Genomic DNA, 23,299 nt, shown 5'->3' with positions numbered 1-23,299 from the left:
TCTGAAGTCACAGAACTGCCATCTGGCGGACAGCATGTCGCGAGAGTGCTCGCGGTGCGGCTGCGGCCCAGGCGCTCAGAACGTCGCGTGCCTGATCACATCGTTGGGAAGCACGCCGGCCGGTAGTCCCGCTGACGGCCCAAGCGCGGCAGAGAGGGCTTGTGAGGTGCCTGGCCGGCGTGCCACGGTGCCCTGCAGGCACCGTGGCGGCGAGCTATCCGGGGTCAGCCGTTCCAGGTGCCGGTGAGGGCGAGGTGGCCGGGAGCGGCCGACAGGCCCGGGGCCGGGACGGTGACGGTGGTGGCCCAGGTGCGGTCGGTGCGGCGGGTGGTGTGGAGGAGCTTGTTGTCGGCGGTGGTGACGGCTACCTGGACCTCGCCGGCGATGTTCGCGGTGGCCACGGAATTGGCGGTCACCGTGCCGAGGATGTCCTTGAGCTGAGTCAGAGGCGTCCACGTTCCGTTGAAGTTGCGCACCGCGTGGTACTGGCGGGCGCCGTTGTCCGTGGCGATGACGATGTGGGTCTCGTCTCCGGCGCCGATCGTGCTGATCGAGGTGATGGGGCCGGTGGCGCCCGCAGCACCGGCGACGTCGCCCCAGGCGAGCCAGTTGCCGTTGCCCTGCCGGATCGAGTGGTACGCCTTGCCGCCGCTGACGGTGGTGACATGGAGCTCGCCGCGCACGACTGCAGTGGCAGCGGCCGTCACGTTGGCGACCTTGCCGGAGGTGATGTCACGGAATGGGGTCCAGTGACCGGTGGCGTTGCGGACGGTGTGGAGCGCCTTGCCGTCGGCTACGGCGACGACGTGCAGATCCCAGCCGATGTTCATGGCCGTGACGCTGGTGAGGCTGCCGAGGGTGCCGGCCACACCGAAGACGTCGCCGAACTTGCCCCAGGTGCCGTCCTGCTTGCGGATGGTGTGGAACAGCCCACCGCTGTTGCTGACCGCCAGGACGTGGGTGTCGCCGTTCATACCGACGGCCGCCGAGTTGCGGATGCCGCCAATGCTCCCGGCGGCGGCCTGGGCCTGGACGTCGTTGAAACCGGTCCAGGAACCGTCGGCCAGACGGATGCCCTGGTAGAGGCTGCTGCCCGACTGGACCAGGGCCTGGGTCCGCCAGCCCGGGGACAGCGCCCGCACACGCTGGACCCAGTCGTGCAGGTCATCGACACGGGCGGCGATGGCGCCGGTGCGGGTCTCGTTGGCCGGGGCGCCGAGGCAGCCACCCTGCCAGGAACGGCTGTTGACACCGACCAGTTCACCGGCCGCGTTCAGCAGCGGGCCACCGGTGTCGCCCTTGCAGATGACATCCGTGCCCTTGCCCGTGATCGTCAGAGTGGTGACATCAGAGGCGTTGACGGTAAAGGTGCCGGTGTGAAGCTTGCCCGGCGCCCACTCGGACTTCGTCCGCCCGAAACCGGCCGCCGTCACATCCGCGCCCCCGCGGGCGCAGCGCCGGCGCGCTTGACACCGGCGATACCGGCAACCGGTGCGGCCAGGCGTGCCATCACCACGTCGCGGTCAGTACGCGGGACGATCTCGGCGACCTCGACGGTCTTCTGGTCGCTCAGGGTGGCAGTCGTCTTCACGGCAGGCTTCCCGGCCGGGACCTCAGCACCAGGAGTGGCCGCGAAACAGCTCGAGGCGGTCAGGACCCACAAGTCGTCGACCAGGGCGCCGGAGCAGGCCTTGCTGGATTCCAGATCGCCGATGGTGAGCTTGACGGCGTAGCCGTGCGAGCCGTCTGCAGCCGGAGAACCCCCCACAGCGTGGGAGTTGCCCGCGAGCAGAAGTGCGGAGGCCACGGCGGCCGCAGTCGCGGTGGCCAGGCCGGCGTTCATCCGCACGGAAAGCGGACGTATGTCAGACATGATGATCCTTCAGGAGGGCGCGAGTGTGTAGTCGTCGGGGCAGGAGTCAGCCCGTGATGCGGATCTCAACTAGCACACTGCGGGCGCCACCGACGACCCCCTCGCCGACGCTGGCATAGCCGTCCTTGGCGATGTCCACCGTCTCGGTCGCCCCGTTGGCCGTGAGCTGCGCCCTGATCGGGTGGTCCGCGGCGTCGATGGCGTAGACACGGTCGAGCTGGAGGGCGAGGTGACCGGTGCTGGCGTGGGCGGTGAAGCAGTAGAACCGCTGCCGGTTCACGGTCGGGTCCGCGACTGCGATGACACGGATCTGCTTCTTGGTGTCGTCGCAGTCGGCCAGCGTGATGTTCCCGTCACCGCGGACGAGCTTGATGCCCTTGTCCGCCAGGATCTTGTCGGCATTCGGGTAGGCACCGTCCTCTACGGCGTACGGCATCTCAGGCTCCGGAGCGGGCGGAGTGTCAGCAGCCGACGCGTGAGCGCCAAACGCACCAAGCGAGGTAAGTGCTAGGGCGGCAACGATGAGTCGGCGGGCGCGAGAAAGCACCAGCAATCCTTCCGATGGGTGAAGTGGGACAACGCGGCAGAGTCCTGAGTCCCCGCCATATGCGCGTCGACGGCGCACGCCGTGCGGATGGTCGGCCTGGCGCGGGACACGGCCACGGCACAGCTAGGGTCTACGCCAGCAGCCGGTGCCACAGCCAGCGTTCCGGAAGTGACCGAAATGTCCAATGCGCATGAAGAGTTGATGGTCTCCGACAGGCCAGCCGAGATAGATCCGCCTGGCTTGAGGACCGTATGCGGGAACCCGTCGATACGTCAACTGGCATTGAAGCCAGCCCATCTCCAGTTGATAAAAGTGCCGTAAAGGGCTCATACCACGATCTTGATGAGATGCTCTGGTCAGCCGTGACCAGTGTGACGATTCGGCCGTTCGTGGTGGGGTGAGTATTGGCCGTGGATCGTGGACGACGGCTTGTAGGCACTGATCGAGCCGCTACTGCCGCCCTGGCCGACAAGGTCACCAGGGCCGCGACCGGTAGCTGACCGGGCTGTGCCTGCAGGGCATCTTGTACGTGCTCTGCAACGACATCGCCTGGCAACTCCTGCCCCCTGAGCTGCGGTTCGGCTCCGGGCAGACATGTTGGCGCAGGCTGGAGCGGTGGCAGCAGGCAGGGGTCTTCGACCAGCTGCACCGCATCCTGCTCGCCGAGCTGAACGCAGCCGGCCGGCTCGACTGGTCCAGGGCGTGCGTGGACGGCTCGCATATCCGGGCGAAAGGAAGGGCGCCGACACCGGTCCATCGCCGGTCGACCGGCGGAAGACGGGCAGCAAACACCACCTGATCTGCGACGGACGCGGCACCCCGCTCAAGGTCATCATGACCGCGGCGAACGTCAACGACGTCACCCAGACCCTCGCGCTGGTCGACGGCATCCCACCGGTGGCAGGTCGTCCCGGCCGACCCCGCCGACGTCCCGAGGCTTTGCTCGGGGACAAGGGCTACGACTCCAACCCCAACCGCGATGAACTGCGTAAACGCCGAATCCTGCCCGTCATCTCCCGCAAAGGAGCCCCGGACACCAAGGACATGGGCAAGCTCCGCTACGTCGTGGGGCAGACCTTCGCCCTGCTCCACCAGTTCAAACGACTCGCCGTCCGATGGGAACGCTGCACCGAGCTCCACGACGCCTTCGTCTCCCTCGCTTGCAGCCTCATCTGCTGGTGACGCCTCAACAAGCCCGACTCGTGATCGTGTTACGAGCTCTAACTGATGGTTTCAAAATGAGATCCGGAGGCAGCGAAGGCATATGCGGTGCAGCCGGTTGAGGCGAGGGGACCCGCCCGGCCTGCCCCATACGGCTCTGTCTCACAGCCTGACCCACGCGGCCGGCAGCCGCACAGACTCGCCCGTCCGGCCTGGGCACCGTGCATAGTGTGCTCATGGATCGATTCGTGGGTCAGGCCCGCCTCGAATGGTGGGCCAATCACGCGACGTGCCTTGAGAAGTACGACATCGACATCACCGTCACTGTCGACGCGGTCGGCACGTGGCGGGCAACCGGTCGGCATGCCAATGCCCTCGACACGACCCAGCGCGAGGGCTGGGACTTCCTCATGGAGATGGACCCCCACTTCTCCATTGTGTTTCCCGGCGAGGAGAACGGCGGGATCTTGGTGAGAGTCTTCGAGGTAGAGGATGGAACTCTCATGCTCACGGAGGCGCCGGACGGGACGGTTCGGTGAACATCACCTTCGACCTCCCCTGAGTTCAGCCCCCCAAGGGCAGGAACCGACTCTGCCGCCCTGCCACCGCCTCCGGCATGTCGCCCCTCACTGATCTTTCAGAATGAAGTTCGGAGACGGCGAAGGCATATGAGGCTGCAGGCCAGTTCGAGCAGGCCCTGGTGCAGATCCGCGTGTCGTTCGTAGCGGATGCGGAGCCGCTTGAACTGGTGCAGCCAGGCGAAGGCACGCTCGACGACCCAGCGCACCTTTCCCAGTCCGGAGCCGTGTGCGACCCCGCGTCGGGCGATCATCGGCTTGATGCCGCGCTTCCACAGCAGACGGCGGGATTTGTCGAAGTCGTAGCCCCGATCGGCATACAGACGCCGGGGCTTGCGGCGGGGGCGTCCTCGCAGGCCCCGAATCGTTGGGACGGCGTCCAGCAGCGGCAGCAACTGGGTGACGTCATGTCGGTTCCCACCGGTGAGCGTGACAGCAAGCGGTGTGCCGTGGCGGTCGACGATCAGATGGTGTTTGGAGCCGGGACGGGCACGGTCGACGGGCGAGGGACCGACGTGATCCCCCCTTTCAGGGCCCGGACACGCGACCCGTCCACGGCGCAGTCGTCCAGGCCCAGAAGGTCAGCGCGGCGCAGTTCGGCCAGCAGGGCGGCATGCAGACGCGGCCAGACGCCGGTCTCGGTCCAGTCCCGCAGCCGGCGCCAGGCCGTCACCCCGGAGCAGCCCACAGTCTCGGCCGGAACATCGCGCCAGGCGACACCGGTCCGCAGCACGTACATGACGCCCGCGAGGGCTGCCCGGTCCGGAACCCGAAGTCGACCCGGGTAGCGACGGCGCCGTTCGGGAGCGGACGGCAGCAGCGGACCCACCCGCTCCCACAGGTCATCCGGAACAAGATCAGCACGCACTCGGAACACCCTGCCGACCAAGATCACCGAGCGCAAGACCCACAGCTCAACTCATTCTGAAACGATCAGTAAGCCACAAGGGCTGTCGATCTCCGTCGCCTTCATCGGATGTGACCATCCGACCGGGCGGAAGCAGGCCATCAAGGCTCGATCGGGATTCAGGGTGCATGGGCCGGATGCTAGTGCTGCGACCAGGGGGTATCACTGAGAGGGTCCGAGCGCTCGATCCCCGTACTCCTGGAATTCCTCCCAGCCCGACGTATGCCCAGGGGTTCAGGTCCCCATTCGCACAGTCGAGCATTTTGCACCGCAGAGCCTCGGCAAGACGGAAGACGTCCGTCAGCACGTCGCCGCCGGAGCCCCGGATGTGGAGCATGATCGAGTCCACCGGATCTTCCGACCCGATGTTGAGTTCGACGGACCAAGTCGGGCCGGAAAGCTCGCCCCAGGCTGGGTCCGAGAGGTCAGCTTCGGGGCAAGTCTGAGTGACAGCTGCGCGTATGTCGTCGCGCCGGCCGAGCGGGTCCGGGGTGTAGTCGGTGGGGATCTCGTGCACAGAGGTGACGTCGGCGGGTAGACGCATGAGAAGGACGTCCCAGCTCATAGTGACCTTCCGGGTAGGACGGGTGCGGGTCGGGGTGGGTCAGATCAGGCTGAGCTGTTCTCCCGATCACTGTGGCAGGAGCACGTTCCGCAGGCGGCGGATGCTCGCGCGCCAGGGCCCGCCATCCGACTCTGCCCATAGGTCCATCGGTTCGGACGGTTCGGACGGTTCGGTCATGATGCGGTCGAGGGCCTGAAGGGCGAGATCGCGCAGGCCAGTGAGATCCGGGAGGGGCTCTTCCGGCCCACGGGGCACTGCGCCGCGACGAGCGCGGCCGCGGCTACGGCTACCTCGGATTCGGGTACTTCGAGGTAAGCCGCGGTGTCGATCACACGTGTGAGAGCACTCCGGACGATGCCCTCACGTTCGCCTGCAGCTACCTCATCAAGGTCACCGCCAAAGTCCGCTGCGGTGTCGTTGGCGAAGGGGCCGACGTCCCATGAGGTGACCCCCGGAGTGTGGACACAGGGGTTCATGCTGCGAGTTGGAGTTTAGCTGTCTTGTGGTGCTGCTGTTCGAATTCCATCGGGGAGAGGTAGCCGAGCGCGCTGTGGCGTCGGCGAGCGTTGTAGTAGGTGAGCCACTGGAAGATCTCCAGCCTCGCCTGTCGCATCGTCGCGAAGGGCTTCCCGTGCATCGTTTCTCGCTTCAGTCCCTGCCAGAAGCTCTCGGCCAGGGCATTGTCGTAACTCGAGCCGACCCGGCCCATGCTCCTGCGGATGGCATGCCGGTCGCAGGCCTGGGCGAACGCTGCCGAGGTGTACTGGGACCCCGCGGTCCGCGTGGAAGAGCACTCCGATGACGTTGCCGCCCCGGGCCGCGACTGCGGCCTGGAGCGCGTCGATGACGAGTTCGGCCCGCATGTGCGGGGCCATTGACCAGCCGAGTACCCGGCGGGAGCGGATGTCGATGACGCAGGCGAGGTAGAGCCACGTGGCTCCCACCTGCACGTATGTGATGTCGCCGCACCACTTCTCGTCGAGAGGGCCGGCGGTGAAGTCCCGCTGGACGAGGTCGGGCACTGGCGGCGCGAGGCGGTCCGGGACCGTGGTTCGCTTCTTCTTCCGCAGATGTCGGCCGATGATGCCGTGCTTGCGCATCAGCCTGGCCACCCGCTTGCGGTTGACCGTTTGGCCGAAGCCTCGCAGTTCGGCATGTACTCGGAGCGCGCCGTAGTTGCCGAGGTGTTCGGCATGGATCTCGCGTATCTCAGCGACCAGAGCGTCCTCCGCTTCCTGCCGCCCCTCCCGGGCCGGGGCGCCGGCGATCCACCGGTAGTAGCCCGAGCGGGAGACTTCCAGCACCCGGCATATCCGCTTGATACCGAACATCTCGGCGTGGGTGGAGACGAAGTCCCAGGCGGCGGTCTTCACTTCATCTCCCGGGCAAAATACGCCGCTGCCCGGCGCAGGATCTCCCGCTCAAGCTGCCATTCCTTTTCCGCCTTGGCCAGCCTGGCGTTCTCCGCCCGCAGCCGGGTCAGCTCGGCCGCAGTGTCCTGCGAAGTACCGGAGGCGACCGGGCGGTCGTCGACATCGCGCACCCAGGTCCGCAGCGTCTCGGGGTTGACGTTCAGATCGGCCGCAACGTCCCTAAATATCCGCCTACCGGCCGAAGTCCGCCACAACGCGATCGCATCGGACCGGAACTCTGCACTGTACTTCGAGGGCCTTGCCACGTGGATTACACCTTCCAGGATCACCAAGATCCATTGTCAGGCGTGTCCACACCACGGGGATCACCTCACAACGTACCGACCCCCGCCGCGCCGAACCGCACCTTCGCCTCCCGGGCGTGGCGAATGCAGTCGCCCTGGCGCAGGGCGGGCTCGACAGGGTCACCCGAGCGACCGGGCAGCAGGCCGGCTCCCTAACGCCTGCGCGGCGTTCGCCACCGCGTATGGACCCATCAGGGGCGTACCACTGAGCCGAACCGCCGACCCTGTCGCGAGGCGTCCCACCACTGGAATCACCAGTCGGCAAGCGTCCTACACGGCCTGCGAAGTGGTCGGCGGGGCTGCGCACGTGGCGGACGCTGACGAAATCGCTGAGGTCGCGTGGGTGACCCTGTCGGAGATCCCGCAGTACATCCCGTACGGCCTCTTCAAGCCGGTCCAGCAACGCCTGGACGTTGTCCTTCGATCTTGACCACGGCAACCAGGACGAGAATGCCTCGGCACCCCGCAGCAGCAGTCCATGGGCGTGGCGCCCTCTCATGGCGGCCCACACCCCGGTGGGTTCCAGGTTCTCTGGACGCGGCCACCCGATTCCTCAGAGAGGGCACGCCGCTGGAGCATCCGGTCACCTCAGAGCCGTAGACCGCCGGCGCGCGCACGACGTCCGTCACAGCCTGGCGGAGGGGACTGAACAGGCGAGGGCGCTGTCACTTGTGCACAAGATCCGCCACGCACACTCCATCCACGGATCGCACGCCCCGGCCGGGCCCGAAGGCACGATCGTCGGAGCCGGCGGCACAGCGGCGACCACCACTGTCCTTCGCAGGCAAGAGGACTCGACCGCCAGCGGTCAGATCTAACTACTCGTCAGTAAAGTCAGCAAAAGGTCAGCATTCGTTCGACCAAACTTGGTAACAGCCTGCAACACATGAGACTCGACCGTCGGCGCCGAAGGCTCTCGCACCGTGCCCGGCGGCCTCCCCTGCGAAGTCAAAAACGGAGGGCCGGGAGCGAGCACCGCACCCGACCCTCGTCCCACACAAACAAGCAGGTCAACGCACTCTTCCTCTGGCCTTCAGGTGCGTCGGCGGGAGCTCGGGGGCCGGAAGCGGAGGGCCGTCGTAGCCCTTCACCTCGCCGAAGCGGGAACCGCTCGTCCAGTCCTCGCGGGCCTGCGCGATATCATCGTGTGACCGTCCGATCCAGTTCCAGAACATCACGATCTCCTCCTCGAACGGCTCGCCTCCCAGCAGCATCAGGCCCGCGTCCGAGGTGGCGCGCAGGGGGAGGTCCGTGCGGCCGCAGCCGAGGTAGAGCATCGAGCCCGGCAGCAGGGGGACGCCGTCGACGTGGGCCTCGCCGGACATCGACAGGACCGCGTACTCGAAGTCGGGGTCGAGCGGGAGGCGGGCCTCGGCGCCCGCCGTCAGCGTGAGGTCCGCCCCGACGATCGGGCTGTACGCCGTGCCGGGCGAGGTCGCCGTGTCCAGGGTGCCGAGGATGACCGTCGCGGTCAGACCCGGGGCCGTGACCTGCGGGAGTTCGATGTGGTGCTGGAAGTGGGGTGCCACGTCGCGGTGGGCGTCGGGAAGGGCCACCCACAGCTGGGCTCCGTGCAGGAAGCGGGCGTGCGGGCGCGGGCTCTCCTCGGAGTGGCTGATGCCCCGGCCGGAGGTCATCAGGCCCAGCTCGCGCGGGCGGACCGTGACGAGGCTGCCGACGCTGTCGCGGTGCAGGACCTCGCCCTCGTGCAGCCAGCTCACGGTCTGCAGGCCGGAGTGCGGGTGGGGTGGCACCTGCATGCCGGGCTCGTCGGCGATGTCGTCGGGGCCGTAGTGGTCCACGAAGCACCAGGCGCCGACCATGCGGCGGCCGAGGTTCGGCAGGAGGCGGCGGACCTCGGTGGATTCCCCGAGCTTGACGGTGCGCGGGCTGAGGAGCTCGCGTACGGGCTCCGCCACGACGAAGCCGCGGCCGCCACAGGCGGAGACAGCGGGCCGGCGATCGAGATTGCTCATGGGGCACAACTTAGTCCCGCCGGGCCTCGCCGCCGCTTCGTCGCCTGGAATGTTGCGGAAGAGGCAGGGGTCGGAGACAGGAGTGGGAGGCAGGAGTGGGAGGCAGGTGTTGGAGGACTGTCACAGCGCGCGAAAGGTCTGTGGAAGGGACGCGATGAGCACGCCGCGGGCGTCCTGCGAGCACGGGACGGCAGCCGAGCGCTGGGCGCGGGGCCGGCTCTTCTTCGAAGCGAGGGAGTACGCGACCGCCGCACGCGTCCTGGACGGCCTCACGCCGGGCCCCCGAGCAGCGCGCGCCCCAGCTGCTGCCCGCGCGCGCCTGCTACCACTGCGCTCAGCTGTCCCGAGCGGAGCGGGAGCCGCGGGTCATCCTGGAGCGCCGGCCGGTGGAGGACTGCGCGCGGCTGATGCTCGGCCGCACCCTGGAGCGCCTGGGCCGGGCCGCCGAGGCGGGGCCGCACCCGCGGCTCGCGGCCGCGATGGCGGGCACGTTCCCCGGGTAGCGGGGCTTCCGGCCCCGCGTATGCGGGGCCGGGCGGCCGCCTCGGATAGCCTGGGGTGCATATGAACCGCCTGACCACGCCTTTCGGCTCCTACGAACTCACCCGCTTCCCCGCGGACCCGCGCGACCGGCTCCGTGCCTGGGACGCCGCCGACGAGTACCTGCTGCACCATCTCGAGGCCGGTACCGGCGAGCGCGGCCCGGTGGACCTCTCCGGCGACCGGCAGATCACCGTGATCGGCGACCGCTGGGGCGCTCTGACGACGGCCCTGGCCGCGTACCACCCGACGCAGATCACCGACTCCTCGCTGACCCGGGCCGCCACCGAGGCGAACCTGGACCGGGCGGGCATCGGGACCTCCAAGTCGACGGTGACCCTGCTGACCACCCAGGACCCGCCGCCGGAGCGGATCGACGTACTGCTCGTACGGGTGCCCAAGAGCCTGGCGCTGCTGGAGGACCAGCTGTACCGGCTGGCGCCGCACGTGCACGCGGGCACCGTGGTCGTGGGCGCCGGCATGGTCAAGGAGATCCACACCTCCACGCTGCGCCTCTTCGAGAAGATCCTCGGGCCGACGAAGACCTCCCTCGCGGAGAAGAAGGCCCGGCTGATCTTCTGCACGCCGGGCACTCCGGGGGCCACCCGGCCGGCGTCCGCCGGGCCGTGGCCGCTGACGTACACCGTGGACGAGGACGGGGGTTCGGGCACCGGGCTGACCGTGGTCAACCACGCCGGGATCTTCTGCGCGGACCGCCTCGACGTCGGCACCCGCTTCTTCCTCCAGAACATCCCGACCAACACCGACGGGGCCCGGGTGGTGGACCTGGGCTGCGGCAACGGTGTCGTGGGTACGGCGGTCGCGGTCGCCGACCCGGACGCGGAAGTGGTGTTCACGGACGAGTCGTACCAGGCGATGGCCTCGGCGAAGGCCACGTACGAAGCCAATGTCCCCGCGGGCCGGCGGACGGCGGAGTTCCTGGTCGGCGACGGGGTGGCCATGCTGCCGCCCGCGTCGGTGGACCTCGTGCTGTGCAATCCGCCCTTCCACTCCCACCAGGCGACGACGGACGCGACGGCGCTGCGGATGTTCGCGCAGTCGCGCAAGGTGCTGCGGCCGGGCGGTGAGCTGTGGGTGGTCGCCAATCGCCACATGGGCTATCACACGCACCTGCGCCGGCTCTTCGGCAACAGTGAAGTCGCCGCGAGCGAGCCGAAGTTCGTCGTCCTGCGGGCGGTCAAGCGCATGGAGCGGCCGCGCCCCATGTGACCTGCCGGTACGTCCTACACTCGGCCGGTGAGCAGCAGCAGGAGCGGCAGCGGCGGTCAGGTGCGGAGCGGGGAGACGGGCGGCGCGGGACGCTACCGCCGGGAGGACGTGGCCCGGGCGGCGGGGGTCAAGGTGCGCAACCTGCGCTACTACCAGGAGCGCGGGCTGCTGCCGCCGCCGCGCCGGGAGGGCCGGATCGCCTGGTACTCCGACGACCACCTGACCCGGCTGCGGCTGATCAGCGACCTGCTGGGGCGCGGCTACACCGTCAACGGCATCGGCGAGCTGCTGGACGCCTGGGAGCGGGGCGGCGGACTGTCCCAACTGCTGGGGCTGGAGCGGGAGATGACCCGCGACTGGGTGCAGGAGGAGCCGGTCACGATGACCCGGGCGGAGCTGCGCGAGCTGTTCGGCCCGGCGGCGACGGCCGAGCACACCCGGCGGGCCGCGGAGCTGGGGTACGTACGGGTCGAGGGGGATCTGGTCACGTACCCGAACCGGCGGCTGCTGGAGGCGACGCTGGCGCTGGTGCGCCAGGGCGTGCCGCTGGCGGAGATCCTGGACGCGGGGGACTTCGTACAGGTCCAGGCTGCCGCGCTCGCGGACCGGTTCGTCGGCCTGTTCCGGCGGCATGTCATCGGCACCGAAGGGCTGGAGCAGCTTTCGGCCGCCCACTTGGATCACATCAAGGGTGCGGTGGCCGCGCTGCGGCCGGTGGCCGGTGAGGTCGTGGCCACGGAGTTCGCGCGGGCGATGGCCCGGCGGGTGGAGGCGGAGGTCGCCGAACTGCTGCGTACGGAGCAGTAGGAGTCGGCCGAAAGGGTGCGCTCGCACAACCTTGCCAACCACCATTGGCACTCTTACATTCAACTCGTCGGTAACAAAGCTGCACGGCCGAGATGAGGGACGATCTCATGGCAGATTCAGCGCACTTATCCGAACCACCGGCAGACGACAGCACCGGTGGTGGCGGCGACGGGGGCGGCGGCCGATTGGGCGGCGGCCGAGTGCGCTGGCGCCGGTTCGCGCTCCTGACCGTGCCCGCCGTGGCCGTGACGGCGGGGCTCGGCATCGCCCTCGCGCAGGGTGCGCTCGCCGCCTCCTTCGCGGTGTCGGGACAACAGTTCAAGGTGTCCGCGAAGAGCCTGGAGGGCGAGGGTTTCGCCCAGTACGGCAGCGTCGACGTCAACGCCCGCGAGGAGCTGATCCCGGTGGCGGTCACCGCCATCAGGGAGGCGAAGCTGCACAGCCTCTGCCAGTCGGTGGTTACCACGCTTCCTGTCATCGGTGACATATCACTGAATCTGACCGCCGGTCAGAAGAGGCCCGTCGAGGCGAGCAACCTGTTCGTCGACGCCACCCAGCTCTCCGGCGACGCCGTCTTCACCAACATCGAGATCGGGCGCGACGCCTCGACCCTCGACAAGGGGCCGGCGGAGGCACAGGGCATGCAGGACCTGTTCGCCCAGCAGGCGGACACGGTCAGCATCACCGACCTCCAGCAGACGGCGTGGGCCACCAACGCCGGCACCTTCAAGCTCTCCGGGCTGAGCATGCACGTCAGCAAGGGCAAGAAGGAATGCTTCTGAGCCGCTGGCGGCGGTGGCGGCGCGGCAGACCGTTCTGGGGCGGGCTCTGCGCCGTCCTGGCCGGGGCCTGGATCTGCGTACTGCCGCTGGCACCGCTGAAGATCATGCTCCAGCAGGGGGTGGCGGGCATCCCGTCCGTCCTGATGGGGATCGTCATGATCGTCCTCGGGCTCGCCGCCTGGTTCTCCCCCGGGCAGCGCGCCCTCGCCGGGGTCCTCACCACGCTCATCGCCACCGCCGCGCTGGTCCTGTCGAACCTCGGCGGGTTCCTGATCGGCACCCTGCTCGGCATCCTGGGCGGCGGGCTGATGTTCGCCTGGCAGCCGTACGCCGCCCAGCGCGCCGGGGGCTCCGCCGCCCCCACCGTGGCCGCCGAGCCGGAACCTTCCCCTCCCCCCACCCCGCACCACGATCCCCAAGGAGCACAGCCATGAGCCGTACGCGCACCGCGCTCGCCCTCGGGATGGCGGCCGCCGCCGCCCTGACGGTGGCCACCGCCACCGCCACCGCCGCCCCCTTACCGGTGGCCGGGTCGACCACCGTCACCCCGGCCGGGCACGCCTTCAAGGCCACCCTCAGCGGCAAGGCCACGTTCAAGGCCGGTTCGGTCACGGTGACCTGCACGGTCTCCGTCGCCACCGGAACGGTGCCGGCCGCCCCCGGCAACCACAACGCGGCAGGGCCCGTCTCCTCGCCCATCTCGCCGCCGACGTACAGCTCCTGCACCTCCAGCATGGCGGGCGTGACCCCGACGGTCACCACCAGCGGCGCCTGGTCGGTGTCGATGCAGAACGGATCCCCGGCCACCGCCACCATGACCGTGCCGGCCGGCGGGCTCGTCGTCCGCACGACGGGCCTGGCCAACTGCACCGTCACGGCGGCCCCCACGGCCGCGGCCAACGTCGGCGGGGCCTGGGTGAACGGCGCCCCGCCCACCCTGACCTTCACCAACGCCTCCGTGCCGGTCAAGGTCACCGGCGGCTTCGGCTGCCCGACGAGCGCGACCTTCTCCGTCTTCAACGCCATCTACAAGGTGACCGACACCACCGACCCGGCGCAGCAGATCACCGTCGGCGCCTGATCCGGCCGATGGGCGGCGCCGTACGGGAAACCCCGGCGCCGTACCGGAGACCCCGGCGCGGACGGGGCAGCCCGGCTGTCCATGAAAATCCGTTGCCGGGGTGGAGGGGAGGGGCGAAGCTCGGTGACATGTCACAGATCACCGAGCAACATGACCCCGCAGTACGAGCCCCGCGAGGCGTCGACGACCTCTTCTCCGGTGGACGGCTCATCGCCATCCCGCGCAAGGCGGCCCGGCGCGAGCAGTTGCTCGTCCACCTCGCCGAGACCCTGTTCGCCGTGGACCGGGACTACACGGAGTCCGAGGTGAACGATGCCCTGCACACCGTGCACGAGGACAGTTCGGCACTGCGGCGGTACCTGATCACCTCGGGCCTGCTCACCCGGACCCGCGACGGCAGCAGCTACCGCCGGCCGGTGACGACCCGGTAGTGCGTCGTCAACCGCCCGTCGTCGCCCAGCACGTGGAAGGCGACGGCGGGCGGCTCGTCGAGGTGGACGTGGGGATCGGCTCCCGTCGCAGGTTCCCACGGCAGCCGGAGGGTGGACACCACCCCGGGCGCCACGAGCAGCGGCCGCCCCGCGAAGGTGGTCACGGCCGCGGTGTGGGCGTGACCGCACAGGAAGGCGAGCAGATGCGGGTGCCGGCCGGCCAGCGCCGCGAGGCGCTCCTCGCCGAACTGCCTGATCGCGTCGACGTACGGTGTCCGCAGCGGGACCGGCGGATGGTGGAAGGCGACCAGGACCGGTACGTCGCGCGGGGTGGCGGTGAGGACACCGTCGAGCCAGGCGAGCGTGGACTCCTCCAGGAACCCGTGGTGCTTACCGGGCACGGAGGAGTCGCAGACGGCCAGCACGAAGCCCTCGCCGCGCAGCACCTGGTCGACCGGCTCCGCGGACGGGGTCTCCTCGCCCAGCAGGAACTGACGGAAGGCGACGCGCTCGTCGTGGTTGCCGGGGCAGACGATCGTCCGGTGCCGGGATCCGAGCAGCAGTTTGCGGGCTTCCCCGTACTCGGCGGCCGTGCCGTGATCGGCTATGTCCCCGCTCACCAGGACGGCGTCCAGGTCGTACGGCAGGCCGTCCAGGTACTCCATGACGGCGCGGGTACGGTCGGCGGCCCGGGGGTCGCCGTCGAGGTGGACATCGCTGAGATGGGCGATCACGATCACGGGTGACTCCTTCGTCGAAGCGGCTCGACCACCTTACGATCTCAGGCTGTTGGGACGGGGCGGCTGCGCCGGATCAGCATCCAGCCGGTCAGGGTGAGCGCGACCGCTCCCCCGCTGAGGACCGTCACACCGGCGCCGGTGGAGGCGAGCGGGGCACCGTCGCCGTGGGGGTGGAGCCCGTACCGCCGGCCCATCCGCCGGAACCGGCCGAACCGTTGGATCCGTTGGATCCGCCGGACGCGGCGACGCTGCCGCCCGTGGCACCGGACCCGCCGGAACCGCCGGAACCGTCAGGGCCACCGGAACCACCCGTGGCTCCCCCGCTCGTACCTCCGCCGGTGACACCCCCCTGACCGCAGGAGCCACCGGTCGTCGGGGGCTCGGCCGCGGCGACGGTGAGCGCGCCCGCCCGGCCGGGGGTGAGGGGGTGGTGGGGTGTCATGCCCTAGCGGCCCTGGTCGAAGGTGACCGGGACGTGGACGTCGTACGTGCGGGTGGCCGAGTTGAAGTGGTCGGCGCGCGTGACGATGGCGCACTCGACGGTGTCTCCGCAGATCTGGCCGTTGCCCAGGTCGGCCTTGACGTGGATGGTGGCGCTGAAGGTGCCGCCCGCGCCGAAGGCGGAGGTGTTGGGCAGGGTCCCGCCGCAGGTGTTGTGGACCCAGTGGCAGGCGCCCGTGGTGCCCGACTGGTCCGAACCGCCCAGGCAGGGCGTGGGCTTGCCCGCGCCCTGCGCCCCGTTCACCGCGCAGAGGCCTACGTATATGCCTGGCCGGAGTTGAAACCGCTGCCGGTGACCGTGACGTTCTCCTGGCCGGCCTGTGGCCGGTTCCCGCCGCTTCGGCCGCTGCGCCGCCGTGGCGGTCCAGCGTTACCCCCGATAGGTCTCCAGCAGCCGGAGCCAGATCTCGCTGATCGTCGGAAAGGCCGGAACCGCGTGCCACAACCGGTCGATCGGGACCTCCCCCACCACCGCGATGGTCGCCGCGTGCACGAGCTCGGCGGCGCCGGGCCCCACGAAGGTGGCCCCCAGCAGCACCTCCCGGTCGAGGTCGACGACCATCCTGGCCCGGCCCCGGTATCCGTCGGCGTACAGGCCCGCGCCCGAGACCTTGCCGAGGTCGTAGTCGACCGCGCGTACGCGGTGGCCGGCCCGCTCCGCCTCGGCCAGGGTGAGACCGACGGCTGCCGCCTCCGGGTCGGTGAACACCGCCTGCGGAAGGGCCTGGGTGTCGGCGGTGGCCGCGTGTGCGCCCCAGCGTGCGGTGTCGAGGGCGGGGGCGCCCGCCGCGCGGGCGGCGATGGCCGCGCCCGCGATCCGCGCCTGGTACTTGCCCTGGTGGGTGACGAGCGCGCGGTGGTTCACGTCTCCGACGGCGTACAGCCAGTCGTGCCCGGGGACCCGGCAGCTCTCGTCGACCTCGATCCAGTCGCCGGGCATCAGGCCGACCGTGTCCAGTCCGATGTCGTCGGTCTGCGGCGCGCGGCCGGTCGCCATCAGCAGTTCGTCGCCCTCCAGGGTTTCGCCGCCCTCCAGCACCACGGTGACGGGGCCGGTCGAACCGTCCCGTACGACGGCCTCGACCGACACGCCGGTACGCACCACCGCGCCGGCGTCGGCGAGTGCCTCGGCGACCAGCTCGCCCGCGAAGGGTTCCATGCGCGACAGCAGCCGTGATCCGCGTGCGAGCACGGTGACATGTGATCCCAAGGACTGCCATGCCGTGGCCATCTCGGCGGCCACGACAGAGCCGCCGACGATCAGCAGCCGGCCGGGCGCCTCCTGCGCGGAGGTGGCTTCGCGGCTGGTCCACGGCCGGGCCCCGGCGATCCCGGGAACGTGCGGGATCATGGCCCGGCTGCCGGTGGCGACCACCACCGCGTGCCGGGCGGCGAGCACGTGGTGCTCCCCCTCGGGGCTGGTGACGGCCACCTTGCGGATTCCGTAGAGCCGCCCGTGACCCCGGTACAGATGGGCTCCGATGGACTCCAGCCAGTCGAGCTGGCCGTCGTCCTTCCAGTGCCCCGTCCAGTAGTCGCGGTGCTCGAACACCGCCTCCACGTCGAGCGGCCACTCGACGGATCCGGCCAGCCCCGGCACCTTGCGCGCGTCGGCCCGGGCCAGCACCGGGCGCAGCAGCGCCTTGCTCGGCACACAGGCCCAGTACGAGCATTCGCCGCCGACGAGCTCGCTCTCCACCAGGGCCGTAGTGAGCCCGGCGGCGCGAGTCCGGTCGGCGACGTTCTCGCCGGCCGGACCTCCGCCGAGCACCACGACGTCGTACTCCACCGCACCAGTCATGCGGTCCAGTGTCACCGCAGCCCAGGGGCCGGGTCCGGCAATCTCAGGCCTCCGGCGCGCCGGGGGCCTCCCCCTCCGCCTTCGGCTGCTGCGACTCGGCGATCTGGGCCCGGACCTGGTCCATGTCGAGCGCGCGAGCCTGCCCGATGAGGTCGGTGAGCGCGGCCTCCGGCAGCGCTCCGGGCTGCGCGAACACGGCCACCTGGTCGCGGACGATCATCAGCGTCGGGATCGAGGTGATCTGGAAGGCCGATGCCAGCTCCTGCTGCGCCTCGGTGTCCACCTTGGCGAAGACCAGGTCGGGATTGGCCTGCGCGGCCTTCTCGTAGACCGGGGCGAACTGCAGGCAGGGCCGGCACCAGCCCGCCCAGAAGTCGATCAGCACGAACGGGTTCTCGCTGACCGTCTGGTCGAAGTTCTCCTTGGTGAGCTCGACTGTAGCCACGGTGTCCAGACCTCCTGTTTGCTGCGTGTCCTGCTTGAACGATCGAGCCGCCCGCCGAATTCCGCGCACTGCCGCGTCATATCCGGAGGGGTCAGAACGGGTGGCCGGGCGGGGTGGTGCGGGCCGTGGTCCAGCGCAGTTCCGTGAAGGCGTCGAGGTTCGCCTCGCCTCCGAACCGGGCACCCGTACCGGAGACGCCCACTCCGCCGAAAGGGGCCACCGCCTCGTCGTTCACCGTCTGGTCGTTGATGTGGGCGATCCCGGTCGGGATGCGTTCGGCCAGCTCCAGCCCCTGCGCCACGTCGCGGGTGACGATGCCCAGCGAGAGCCCGTACGGGCCCGCCGAGGCCAGTTCCACCGCTTCGTCCCGCGTCGCGAAGGACCGTACGGGCGCCACCGGGCCGAAGACCTCCTCCGCGTAGGCGGGGGTGTCGTCGGACACCCCGGCCAGTACGGTCGGCCGGTAGAAGAGGCCCCGGTGGGTGCCTCCGGCGATGAGTTTGGCGCCCTGCGCGGTGCTCGCCTCCACCAGCGCGTGGACCCGCTCCAACTGGGCGTCGTCGAGCAGCGGGCCGAGGTGCACCCGCTCCCGGTACGGGTCCCCGACGGCGAGGTCCTCGGCCCGGGCGGCGAGCCGCTCCACGTACTCGTCGTAGAGCGAGGCGTGGACGAGGTGCCGTCCGGCGGTCATGCAGATCTGGCCCTGGTGGAAGAAGGAGCCCCAGGAGGCCTGGGCGACGGCGGCCTCGATGTCGGCGTCGGCGAGCACGACGAGCGCCGAGTTGCCACCCAACTCCAGGTGTGCGCGCTTGATATGGCGGCCCGCCAGCTCGCCGACGGCCCGGCCGGCGGCGGTGGATCCGGTGAAGGAGATCACCCGCACGCGCGGGTCGGCGACCACCGCGGCCCCCGTCGCGGCGTCCCCCGGCAGTACGTGCAGCAGCCCGGCCGGAAGTCCGGCGGCCGCCAGGACGGCGGCCAGGGCCAGCCCGCCGCAGACGGCGGTGCGCCGGTCCGGCTTGAGGAGCACCGCGTTGCCGAGCGCGAGCGCCGGGGCGACGGAGCGGATCGACAGGATCAGCGGCGCGTTGAAGGGGGCGACGACCCCGACCACCCCCGCCGGGATCCGGCGGGTGAAGGACAGCCGGGGCGCCTCGCTGGGCAGCACCTGTCCGGTCGGCCGGGAGGCCAGCGCGGCGGCCTCGTAGCACTCCTGCGCGGCGACGTGCAGCTCGAAGTCGGCCTTGCCGGGTATGGATCCCGACTCCCGCACGAGCCAGTCCCGCAGCTCGTCGGCGTGGGCGGCGAACAGGTCCCCGGCCCGGCGCAGCACGGCCGCCCGCTCCAGGTGCGTGGCGCGCGCCCAGTCCCGCTGCGCCGCCTGGGCCCGTACGGCGGCCACCGCGACGTCGGCGGGCGCGGCGAGGTCGATGGTGGCGAGGGTGCGTCCGGTCGCGGGTTCGACGACCGGGGCCGTACCGCCGGTGAGCGTGGGTCCGTCCTGCCAGAGCGTCGGGTCGAGGAGCGGCATGGCGCGGGGCCTCCGGGGGGACTGGGCGGGGCGGTGGGGCGGCAGCACGCGCCATCGTGCCAGACCGGAGGCACCACTTCTGTTCAGTTATAGGGCAGTTGAGGATGTCCGTGACCGGAAATGATCGACAGCCGCGCGGCGCCCGCGAGTTCAACGCTCCAGGACGAGCGCGATGCCCTGCCCGACGCCGATGCACAGCGCCGCCATGCCCGTACCCGAACCGGCCGCCGCCAGCTGGTGGGCGACCGAGCCGGCCAGCCGGGCGCCCGAGGCGCCGAGCGGATGGCCGATCGCGATGGCCCCGCCGCGCGGGTTGACCACGGCCGGGTCCAGCTCCGGCCAGGCCGCGAGGCAGCCCAACGCCTGTGCGGCGAAAGCCTCGTTGAGTTCGAAGGCGGTCAGGTCCGGGAGTCGGCGGCCCGCCTTGGCGAGCGCCCGCTCGACTGCTTCCACCGGTCCCAGGCCGAAGAGTTGCGGCTCGATCCCGGTGACGGCGGAGGCGCTGATCCGGGCGAGCGGCTCCCGGCCCGTGGCGGCCAGCCCGACCTCGTCGGTCAGCAGCAGGGCGGCGGCGCCGTCGTTGAGCGGGGAGGCGTTCGCGGCCGTGACCGTACCGGAACCGTCCGTGCGGAAGGCGGGCTTGAGGCGGGCCAGGGACTGCGGGGTGGATCCCTCGCGGATGCACTCGTCCCGTACGAGGTCCACCCCGGCGTACGGGACGACCTCGGCGGCGTAGTGCCCGGCGGACCAGGCGGCAGCGGCCTTGCGGTGACTGTCCAGGGCGAAGGCGTCCTGCGCCTCGCGGGTGATGCCGTGCTTGTCCGCGACGAGTTCGGCGCCCTCGCCGAGGGAAGCCGTCCACTCCGCCGGCATCCTCGGGTTGGTCATCCGCCAGCCGAGGGTGGTGGACCACATCTGCTGGTGGCCGGCGGGGAAGGCCCGCTCGGGCTTCTGCATCACCCAGGGGGCGCGGCTCATCGACTCGACGCCGCCCGCGATGGCGACGGAGGCGTCGCCGAGCGCGATGGCGCGGGCGGCCTGGATCACGGCTTCGAGGCCGGAACCGCAGAGCCGGTTGACGGTGACCCCGGGGACGGTCACGGGCAGGCCGGCGAGCAGCACCGCCATGCGCGCGACGTCCCGGTTGTCCTCGCCCGCGCCGTTGGCGTCGCCGAAGACGACGTCGTCGATCCGGGCCGGGTCGAGGCCGGGCGTACGGTCCACCAGGGCGCGCACCACATGGGCGGCCAGGTCGTCCGGCCGGACTCCGGCGAAGGCCCCGCCGAACTTGCCGATCGGGGTGCGGACGGCGTCGACGACGTACACGTCGCGGACGGTGCGGATGCTCATGGCGGCTCTCCTGGGCGGATCCGTACGGGCGGGGGCGCACCGGTGCCATTTTTGTGGGCACTGTGACACGCCACCGTGCACGCCCGGTGGGGCGCGCCCGCAGTCTCCGTCCGCAGGTCACCGCCTGTCAACGGCCTCCTGCGGCGGGGGCCGGCCGTCAGGTCGATTCGCGGTGGACCGCCAGCGCAGCCATCAGGTCGTGCCGTTCGGTGATCTCGGACGGCTCGCGCACCGCCCGGTCCACCAGCGACGCCAGATGGTCCCCCGTCGGCATCTCGATCCGGACCGTGCTCAGCCGGGGCCGCAGCAGCCGGCCGATGAGCAGGTCGTCGGCGCCCATGACGGCCACGTCCTCCGGGATGCGCAGGCCCTCGTCCTGGAGGGCGCGCATCAGCAGCATCGCGTACTCGTCGTTGTACGCGAAGGCCGCGTCCAGGCCGAGGAGACGCCAGCGGGCGGCGAGGGCGGCGGCCGACTCCTCGGTGTAGGCCATCGGGAGCGCCTCGATACCGGCGCCCGCGACCGCGCGGGCCCCGGCCAGACGGGGGGCGGAGAACAACTCCAGCCCCTCCTCGCGCGGGACGATCACGCCGATGCGGCGGCGACCGCGCTCGACGAGGTGGGCGGCGGCCCGGGCCCCGACCTCGGCCTGGTCCATGACCAGCGCGTGCGCGCCCGGCACGCCGACCGGGCCCAGCGTGATCACCGCGCGGGCGCCGGCCCGCTTGAGGGTGGCGACGTTGTGCGGGGACAGGGTGATCTCCCCCAGCGAGATCACCGCGACGGGCCGCAGCTCGGCCCAGGCGCGGGCGGCCTCGTCCCCGCTCAGGCCGAGGCTGCCGTACTGCACGACGGTGTAGTCGAGGCGGCGCAGCGCCCACTGGAGCTCGTTGAGGAAGGTGCTGTAGAGCGGGCCGACCGGCACGTGGGAGGTGGGCAGCAGCACGATCCGGGTGTGCCCGGCGCGCAGACTGCGGGCGGCGGCGTGCGGAACGTAGCCGAGTTCCTCGGCGGCCTCGCGGACCTTGCGGCGCGTCGGCTCACTGATGCGTACGGCCTTGGCGTTGTTGAGGACGTACGAGACCGTCGCGCGCGAAACGCCCGCGAGGCGGGCCACATCGGCGCTGGTCGGCACGGGAGCAGCGGGCGGGTTGGGCGACTTCGGTGAGTGAGACATTGCGGTGGCATCCTTCCAGACCGGTTGTGCCCAGGGGCTGGCGGATGGCCGGAATCGGATGCTCCATACGGTTGCACGATTCAGTGACACGTGCCACTGCCCGGTGTCACGTCTGATACCGCAATGTGCCGCATCACGTTTCACGCCGTGCCGTCACCTGTGGTGCTCCTCGCACCCCGCCCTCGCGACATCCGCCGCACCCCCGCCCGGGCGCGGCCCGCTCCCACTGCTGCTCGTCGGCAACACCGCCGTGTACGCCCTCCAGGTCGAACACATCGACCCGGCGGACCGGTCTCCAACTTCGGCCTGATCGCTGGGGTCTCGGCGATCTTCGCGACCATCTTCAACCCGGCCGCCAACGCCCTGTCCGACCACAGCGGACGGTGCCGCCCTGGATCCTGGTCGGCGAGCTCGCCGCGATACCGGCGATGCTGCCGCTCGGCTTCGCCGACACGATCCTGCTCATCACCGTCGTCGTCGCCGCACTGTCCGTGGCGGGAGTTTCACCCCACTCCGCCTGGCCCGCCATCTCTTCCCGTAGAGACCCGTAGGCGCCGGGTCGGCCCCGCGCGCGACGACCTCCGGTACCGCGTGATCGTCGTCGACCTACGGGGGCACGGCGCCAGCTGGGGAAGAGGCCACCGCCCTGGGGCCTGGCCCCGGTTGCTCGGCCCGGACCCCCACTGCCGGCGGCGCCAGTGGTCCCCTCGCTCGTACAGCTCGCCGACCCGAACTTCCTGATCACACGGGAGCGGGCGGTGCTCCTCAAGGAGCACGGCTTCGAGGTCCGTGGGTTGGTCTACGAGGTCGGCACTCCTGGCTCGAGGAACCACAGACCGGCGATGCTTCCGTCCTCGTGGAAGCTCACGCGGAACTCCCCGGGCTGGCGTTCCATGCGCAGCGGCACGTTGACCACGGTGAACTCGCCGACTGCGACGTCCTTGGGAGCCCCGTGTGACTGATAGCGTCCGAACTTGTCCTGGTATGCCTCCCAGGCCGCCGCGAGGGCGTCTGGGGGCAGCAGCTTGCGTAGCGTCGCATCAAAGTTCGCGGTGGCGGCGGTGAAGTCGCCGTTCACGATGTCGTTGAGCGTCTGAGTGGCGATCCGGTCGTATCGAGTCTGAGCCGGGGGTGCTGCCGCGGCCGGGCCCGCGACCGTCGTGGTGGCGTGGACCTGCATCGCGGCCAGCGCGAAACCGTTGGCCGGCAACAGCGTGCAGGCGGCCAGCGTGACAGTGGCTACCACCTGCGCCAGTTGCCGCTTGCCGCTGAGCGGTGTGTCTTTGTCAGGCATCAGGACCACGGCTTTCTCGAGCTTGGTGGGTCTGAATACGTCCATCTTGCTCCGCTCCCCCTCCCCTCGCATGTCTGGGAGCAGGTCCCTCCAGCCGTCCGCTTCAGTGGCGCCGGCCAGCACTTGGCGAGCGTGTGCGCGGACGAGCACGAGTCGGCGACGACGTGGTGTTCCCAGCAGCATGTCGAGGGCAACGCCCACCGCGGGAACGGAAGTCGTAGCCGCGGTGGCGGAGCCCGAGGAAGTACGCGACGAGCCGGGGAGA

The 23,299-nt window shown here is 70.5% G+C and carries 21 protein-coding genes and 5 pseudogenes; 10 read left to right on the top strand and 16 right to left on the bottom strand.

The features are described 5' to 3' along the window. Nucleotides 1–224: 224 nt before the first annotated feature. The 3 genes from ACWDYJ_RS18595 to ACWDYJ_RS18585 are packed head-to-tail and all read right to left on the bottom strand — an operon-like array spanning nucleotide 225 to nucleotide 2,309. The gene (locus tag ACWDYJ_RS18595; protein WP_451566635.1) at nucleotides 225–1,433 is read right to left on the bottom strand and encodes a trypsin-like serine protease; all 1,209 of its coding nucleotides are present in this window, start codon (nucleotides 1,431–1,433) and stop codon (nucleotides 225–227) included. After that, a complete protein-coding gene (locus tag ACWDYJ_RS18590; protein ID WP_451566634.1) occupies nucleotides 1,430–1,873 on the bottom strand; it encodes a trypsin-like serine protease in 444 nt (147 codons plus the stop codon). The genes ACWDYJ_RS18595 and ACWDYJ_RS18590 overlap by 4 nt, the downstream gene beginning before the upstream one ends. A gap of 46 nt (nucleotides 1,874–1,919) precedes the next feature. Further along, nucleotides 1,920–2,309 (bottom strand): hypothetical protein, encoded by a 390-nt coding sequence (locus tag ACWDYJ_RS18585; protein ID WP_451566633.1) that lies wholly within the window; start codon nucleotides 2,307–2,309, stop codon nucleotides 1,920–1,922. 549 nt (nucleotides 2,310–2,858) lie between these two features. Between ACWDYJ_RS18585 and ACWDYJ_RS18580 the strand changes: the two are divergent. Both ACWDYJ_RS18580 and ACWDYJ_RS18575 read left to right on the top strand, forming a co-directional pair. Beyond that, nucleotides 2,859–3,602, top strand: a pseudogene (locus tag ACWDYJ_RS18580) (IS5 family transposase). Nucleotides 3,603–3,817: 215 nt separating this feature from the next. Continuing rightward, nucleotides 3,818–4,120, top strand: a complete 303-nt coding sequence (locus ACWDYJ_RS18575; protein WP_451566632.1) for a hypothetical protein — start codon at nucleotides 3,818–3,820, stop codon at nucleotides 4,118–4,120. Between the two features lie 98 nt (nucleotides 4,121–4,218). Here ACWDYJ_RS18575 and ACWDYJ_RS18570 read toward each other — a convergent pair. The 4 genes and pseudogenes from ACWDYJ_RS18570 to ACWDYJ_RS18555 all read right to left on the bottom strand — a co-directional run bounded on the left by ACWDYJ_RS18570 (nucleotide 4,219) and on the right by ACWDYJ_RS18555 (nucleotide 9,324). Continuing rightward, nucleotides 4,219–5,027, bottom strand: a protein-coding gene (locus ACWDYJ_RS18570; RefSeq protein WP_451566631.1) for an IS5 family transposase whose coding sequence is annotated in 2 segments (ribosomal slippage) — nucleotides 4,219–4,688 and nucleotides 4,688–5,027 — 810 coding nt in all. Because the reading frame shifts where the segments join, the coding sequence is not laid out codon by codon here. Between the two features lie 670 nt (nucleotides 5,028–5,697). Next, nucleotides 5,698–6,107, bottom strand: a pseudogene (locus ACWDYJ_RS18565) (DUF4259 domain-containing protein). After that, nucleotides 6,104–7,309: pseudogene (locus ACWDYJ_RS18560) on the bottom strand (IS3 family transposase). The pseudogenes ACWDYJ_RS18565 and ACWDYJ_RS18560 overlap by 4 nt, the downstream one beginning before the upstream one ends. A 1,049-nt stretch (nucleotides 7,310–8,358) precedes the next feature. Beyond that, entirely contained in the window at nucleotides 8,359–9,324 is a 966-nt protein-coding gene (locus ACWDYJ_RS18555; protein ID WP_451566630.1) for a pirin family protein, read from the bottom strand. Nucleotides 9,325–9,478: 154 nt separating this feature from the next. On the opposite strand from ACWDYJ_RS18555, the pseudogene ACWDYJ_RS18550 reads away from it, so the two are divergent. The 7 genes and pseudogenes from ACWDYJ_RS18550 (at nucleotide 9,479) to ACWDYJ_RS18520 (ending at nucleotide 14,195) form a co-directional block, all read left to right on the top strand. Further along, nucleotides 9,479–9,827, top strand: a pseudogene (locus ACWDYJ_RS18550) (tetratricopeptide repeat protein). 70 nt (nucleotides 9,828–9,897) lie between these two features. Further along, complete coding sequence (locus tag ACWDYJ_RS18545; RefSeq protein WP_451566657.1) at nucleotides 9,898–11,094, top strand: methyltransferase; 1,197 nt, start codon at nucleotides 9,898–9,900, stop codon at nucleotides 11,092–11,094. Nucleotides 11,095–11,121: 27 nt separating this feature from the next. After that, nucleotides 11,122–11,901, top strand: coding sequence for a MerR family transcriptional regulator (locus ACWDYJ_RS18540; protein ID WP_451566629.1), 780 nt, complete (start codon nucleotides 11,122–11,124; stop codon nucleotides 11,899–11,901). A 224-nt stretch (nucleotides 11,902–12,125) separates the two neighbouring features. After that, nucleotides 12,126–12,683, top strand: coding sequence for a DUF6230 family protein (locus ACWDYJ_RS18535; protein ID WP_451566656.1), 558 nt, complete (start codon nucleotides 12,126–12,128; stop codon nucleotides 12,681–12,683). Beyond that, a complete protein-coding gene (locus ACWDYJ_RS18530) occupies nucleotides 12,674–13,117 on the top strand; it encodes a DUF6114 domain-containing protein (RefSeq protein ID WP_451566628.1) in 444 nt (147 codons plus the stop codon). Before ACWDYJ_RS18535 ends, ACWDYJ_RS18530 begins: the two co-directional genes overlap by 10 nt. Next, a complete protein-coding gene (locus ACWDYJ_RS18525) occupies nucleotides 13,114–13,764 on the top strand; it encodes a hypothetical protein (RefSeq protein WP_451566627.1) in 651 nt (216 codons plus the stop codon). Before ACWDYJ_RS18530 ends, ACWDYJ_RS18525 begins: the two co-directional genes overlap by 4 nt. Before the next feature lie 128 nt (nucleotides 13,765–13,892). Beyond that, on the top strand, nucleotides 13,893–14,195 hold the full coding sequence (locus ACWDYJ_RS18520) for a DUF2087 domain-containing protein (RefSeq protein WP_451566626.1): 303 nt from the start codon (nucleotides 13,893–13,895) through the stop codon (nucleotides 14,193–14,195). Here the strand turns inward: ACWDYJ_RS18520 and ACWDYJ_RS18515 are convergent. The 8 genes and pseudogenes from ACWDYJ_RS18515 to ACWDYJ_RS18480 all read right to left on the bottom strand — a co-directional run bounded on the left by ACWDYJ_RS18515 (nucleotide 14,168) and on the right by ACWDYJ_RS18480 (nucleotide 21,740). Next, nucleotides 14,168–14,935, bottom strand: a complete 768-nt coding sequence (locus tag ACWDYJ_RS18515) for a metallophosphoesterase (protein WP_451566625.1) — start codon at nucleotides 14,933–14,935, stop codon at nucleotides 14,168–14,170. The two genes, ACWDYJ_RS18520 and ACWDYJ_RS18515, sit on opposite strands and share 28 nt — an antisense overlap. Before the next feature lie 41 nt (nucleotides 14,936–14,976). Continuing rightward, the gene (locus ACWDYJ_RS18510; protein WP_451566624.1) at nucleotides 14,977–15,129 is read right to left on the bottom strand and encodes a hypothetical protein; all 153 of its coding nucleotides are present in this window, start codon (nucleotides 15,127–15,129) and stop codon (nucleotides 14,977–14,979) included. Between the two features lie 251 nt (nucleotides 15,130–15,380). Continuing rightward, nucleotides 15,381–15,754: pseudogene (locus tag ACWDYJ_RS18505) on the bottom strand (hypothetical protein); the annotation flags it as partial. A 52-nt stretch (nucleotides 15,755–15,806) separates the two neighbouring features. After that, nucleotides 15,807–17,237: a dihydrolipoyl dehydrogenase family protein gene (locus ACWDYJ_RS18500; RefSeq protein WP_451566623.1), complete on the bottom strand. Its 1,431-nt coding sequence runs from the start codon at nucleotides 17,235–17,237 to the stop codon at nucleotides 15,807–15,809. 43 nt (nucleotides 17,238–17,280) lie between these two features. After that, the gene (locus tag ACWDYJ_RS18495) at nucleotides 17,281–17,682 is read right to left on the bottom strand and encodes a thioredoxin family protein (RefSeq protein WP_451566622.1); all 402 of its coding nucleotides are present in this window, start codon (nucleotides 17,680–17,682) and stop codon (nucleotides 17,281–17,283) included. A 91-nt stretch (nucleotides 17,683–17,773) separates the two neighbouring features. Next, a complete protein-coding gene (locus ACWDYJ_RS18490) occupies nucleotides 17,774–19,213 on the bottom strand; it encodes an aldehyde dehydrogenase family protein (protein ID WP_451566621.1) in 1,440 nt (479 codons plus the stop codon). Between the two features lie 150 nt (nucleotides 19,214–19,363). After that, the gene (locus ACWDYJ_RS18485; RefSeq protein WP_451566620.1) at nucleotides 19,364–20,563 is read right to left on the bottom strand and encodes a thiolase family protein; all 1,200 of its coding nucleotides are present in this window, start codon (nucleotides 20,561–20,563) and stop codon (nucleotides 19,364–19,366) included. A gap of 157 nt (nucleotides 20,564–20,720) precedes the next feature. Next, nucleotides 20,721–21,740, bottom strand: coding sequence for a LacI family DNA-binding transcriptional regulator (locus ACWDYJ_RS18480; protein WP_451566619.1), 1,020 nt, complete (start codon nucleotides 21,738–21,740; stop codon nucleotides 20,721–20,723). Nucleotides 21,741–22,123: 383 nt separating this feature from the next. Between ACWDYJ_RS18480 and ACWDYJ_RS18475 the strand changes: the two genes are divergently transcribed. Beyond that, nucleotides 22,124–22,291, top strand: coding sequence for a hypothetical protein (locus ACWDYJ_RS18475; RefSeq protein WP_451566618.1), 168 nt, complete (start codon nucleotides 22,124–22,126; stop codon nucleotides 22,289–22,291). A 248-nt stretch (nucleotides 22,292–22,539) separates the two neighbouring features. Here the strand turns inward: ACWDYJ_RS18475 and ACWDYJ_RS18470 are convergent, their stop codons facing one another. Further along, on the bottom strand, nucleotides 22,540–23,079 hold the full coding sequence (locus ACWDYJ_RS18470) for a DUF3887 domain-containing protein (RefSeq protein WP_451566617.1): 540 nt from the start codon (nucleotides 23,077–23,079) through the stop codon (nucleotides 22,540–22,542). Between the last annotated feature and the right edge of the window lie 220 nt (nucleotides 23,080–23,299).

The organism is Streptomyces sp. NPDC003042 (genome assembly GCF_053591315.1).
This window is presented reverse-complemented; position numbering and strand designations above follow the sequence as displayed.

Bases quoted from the DNA above. Each gene is read 5' to 3' on its own strand.
- ACWDYJ_RS18585 (WP_451566633.1), bottom strand. From the start codon at position 2,309: ATGCCGTACGCCGTAGAGGACGGTGCCTACCCGAATGCCGACAAGATC.
- ACWDYJ_RS18510 (WP_451566624.1), bottom strand. From the start codon at position 15,129: ATGGGCCGGCGGTACGGGCTCCACCCCCACGGCGACGGTGCCCCGCTC.
- ACWDYJ_RS18470 (WP_451566617.1), bottom strand. From the start codon at position 23,079: ATGGACGTATTCAGACCCACCAAGCTCGAGAAAGCCGTGGTCCTGATG.
- ACWDYJ_RS18485 (WP_451566620.1), bottom strand. From the start codon at position 20,563: ATGAGCATCCGCACCGTCCGCGACGTGTACGTCGTCGACGCCGTCCGC.
- ACWDYJ_RS18520 (WP_451566626.1), top strand. From the start codon at position 13,893: ATGTCACAGATCACCGAGCAACATGACCCCGCAGTACGAGCCCCGCGA.
- ACWDYJ_RS18555 (WP_451566630.1), bottom strand. From the start codon at position 9,324: ATGAGCAATCTCGATCGCCGGCCCGCTGTCTCCGCCTGTGGCGGCCGC.
- ACWDYJ_RS18525 (WP_451566627.1), top strand. From the start codon at position 13,114: ATGAGCCGTACGCGCACCGCGCTCGCCCTCGGGATGGCGGCCGCCGCC.
- ACWDYJ_RS18530 (WP_451566628.1), top strand. From the start codon at position 12,674: ATGCTTCTGAGCCGCTGGCGGCGGTGGCGGCGCGGCAGACCGTTCTGG.
- ACWDYJ_RS18575 (WP_451566632.1), top strand. From the start codon at position 3,818: ATGGATCGATTCGTGGGTCAGGCCCGCCTCGAATGGTGGGCCAATCAC.
- ACWDYJ_RS18500 (WP_451566623.1), bottom strand. From the start codon at position 17,237: ATGACTGGTGCGGTGGAGTACGACGTCGTGGTGCTCGGCGGAGGTCCG.
- ACWDYJ_RS18490 (WP_451566621.1), bottom strand. From the start codon at position 19,213: ATGCCGCTCCTCGACCCGACGCTCTGGCAGGACGGACCCACGCTCACC.
- ACWDYJ_RS18590 (WP_451566634.1), bottom strand. From the start codon at position 1,873: ATGTCTGACATACGTCCGCTTTCCGTGCGGATGAACGCCGGCCTGGCC.
- ACWDYJ_RS18480 (WP_451566619.1), bottom strand. From the start codon at position 21,740: ATGTCTCACTCACCGAAGTCGCCCAACCCGCCCGCTGCTCCCGTGCCG.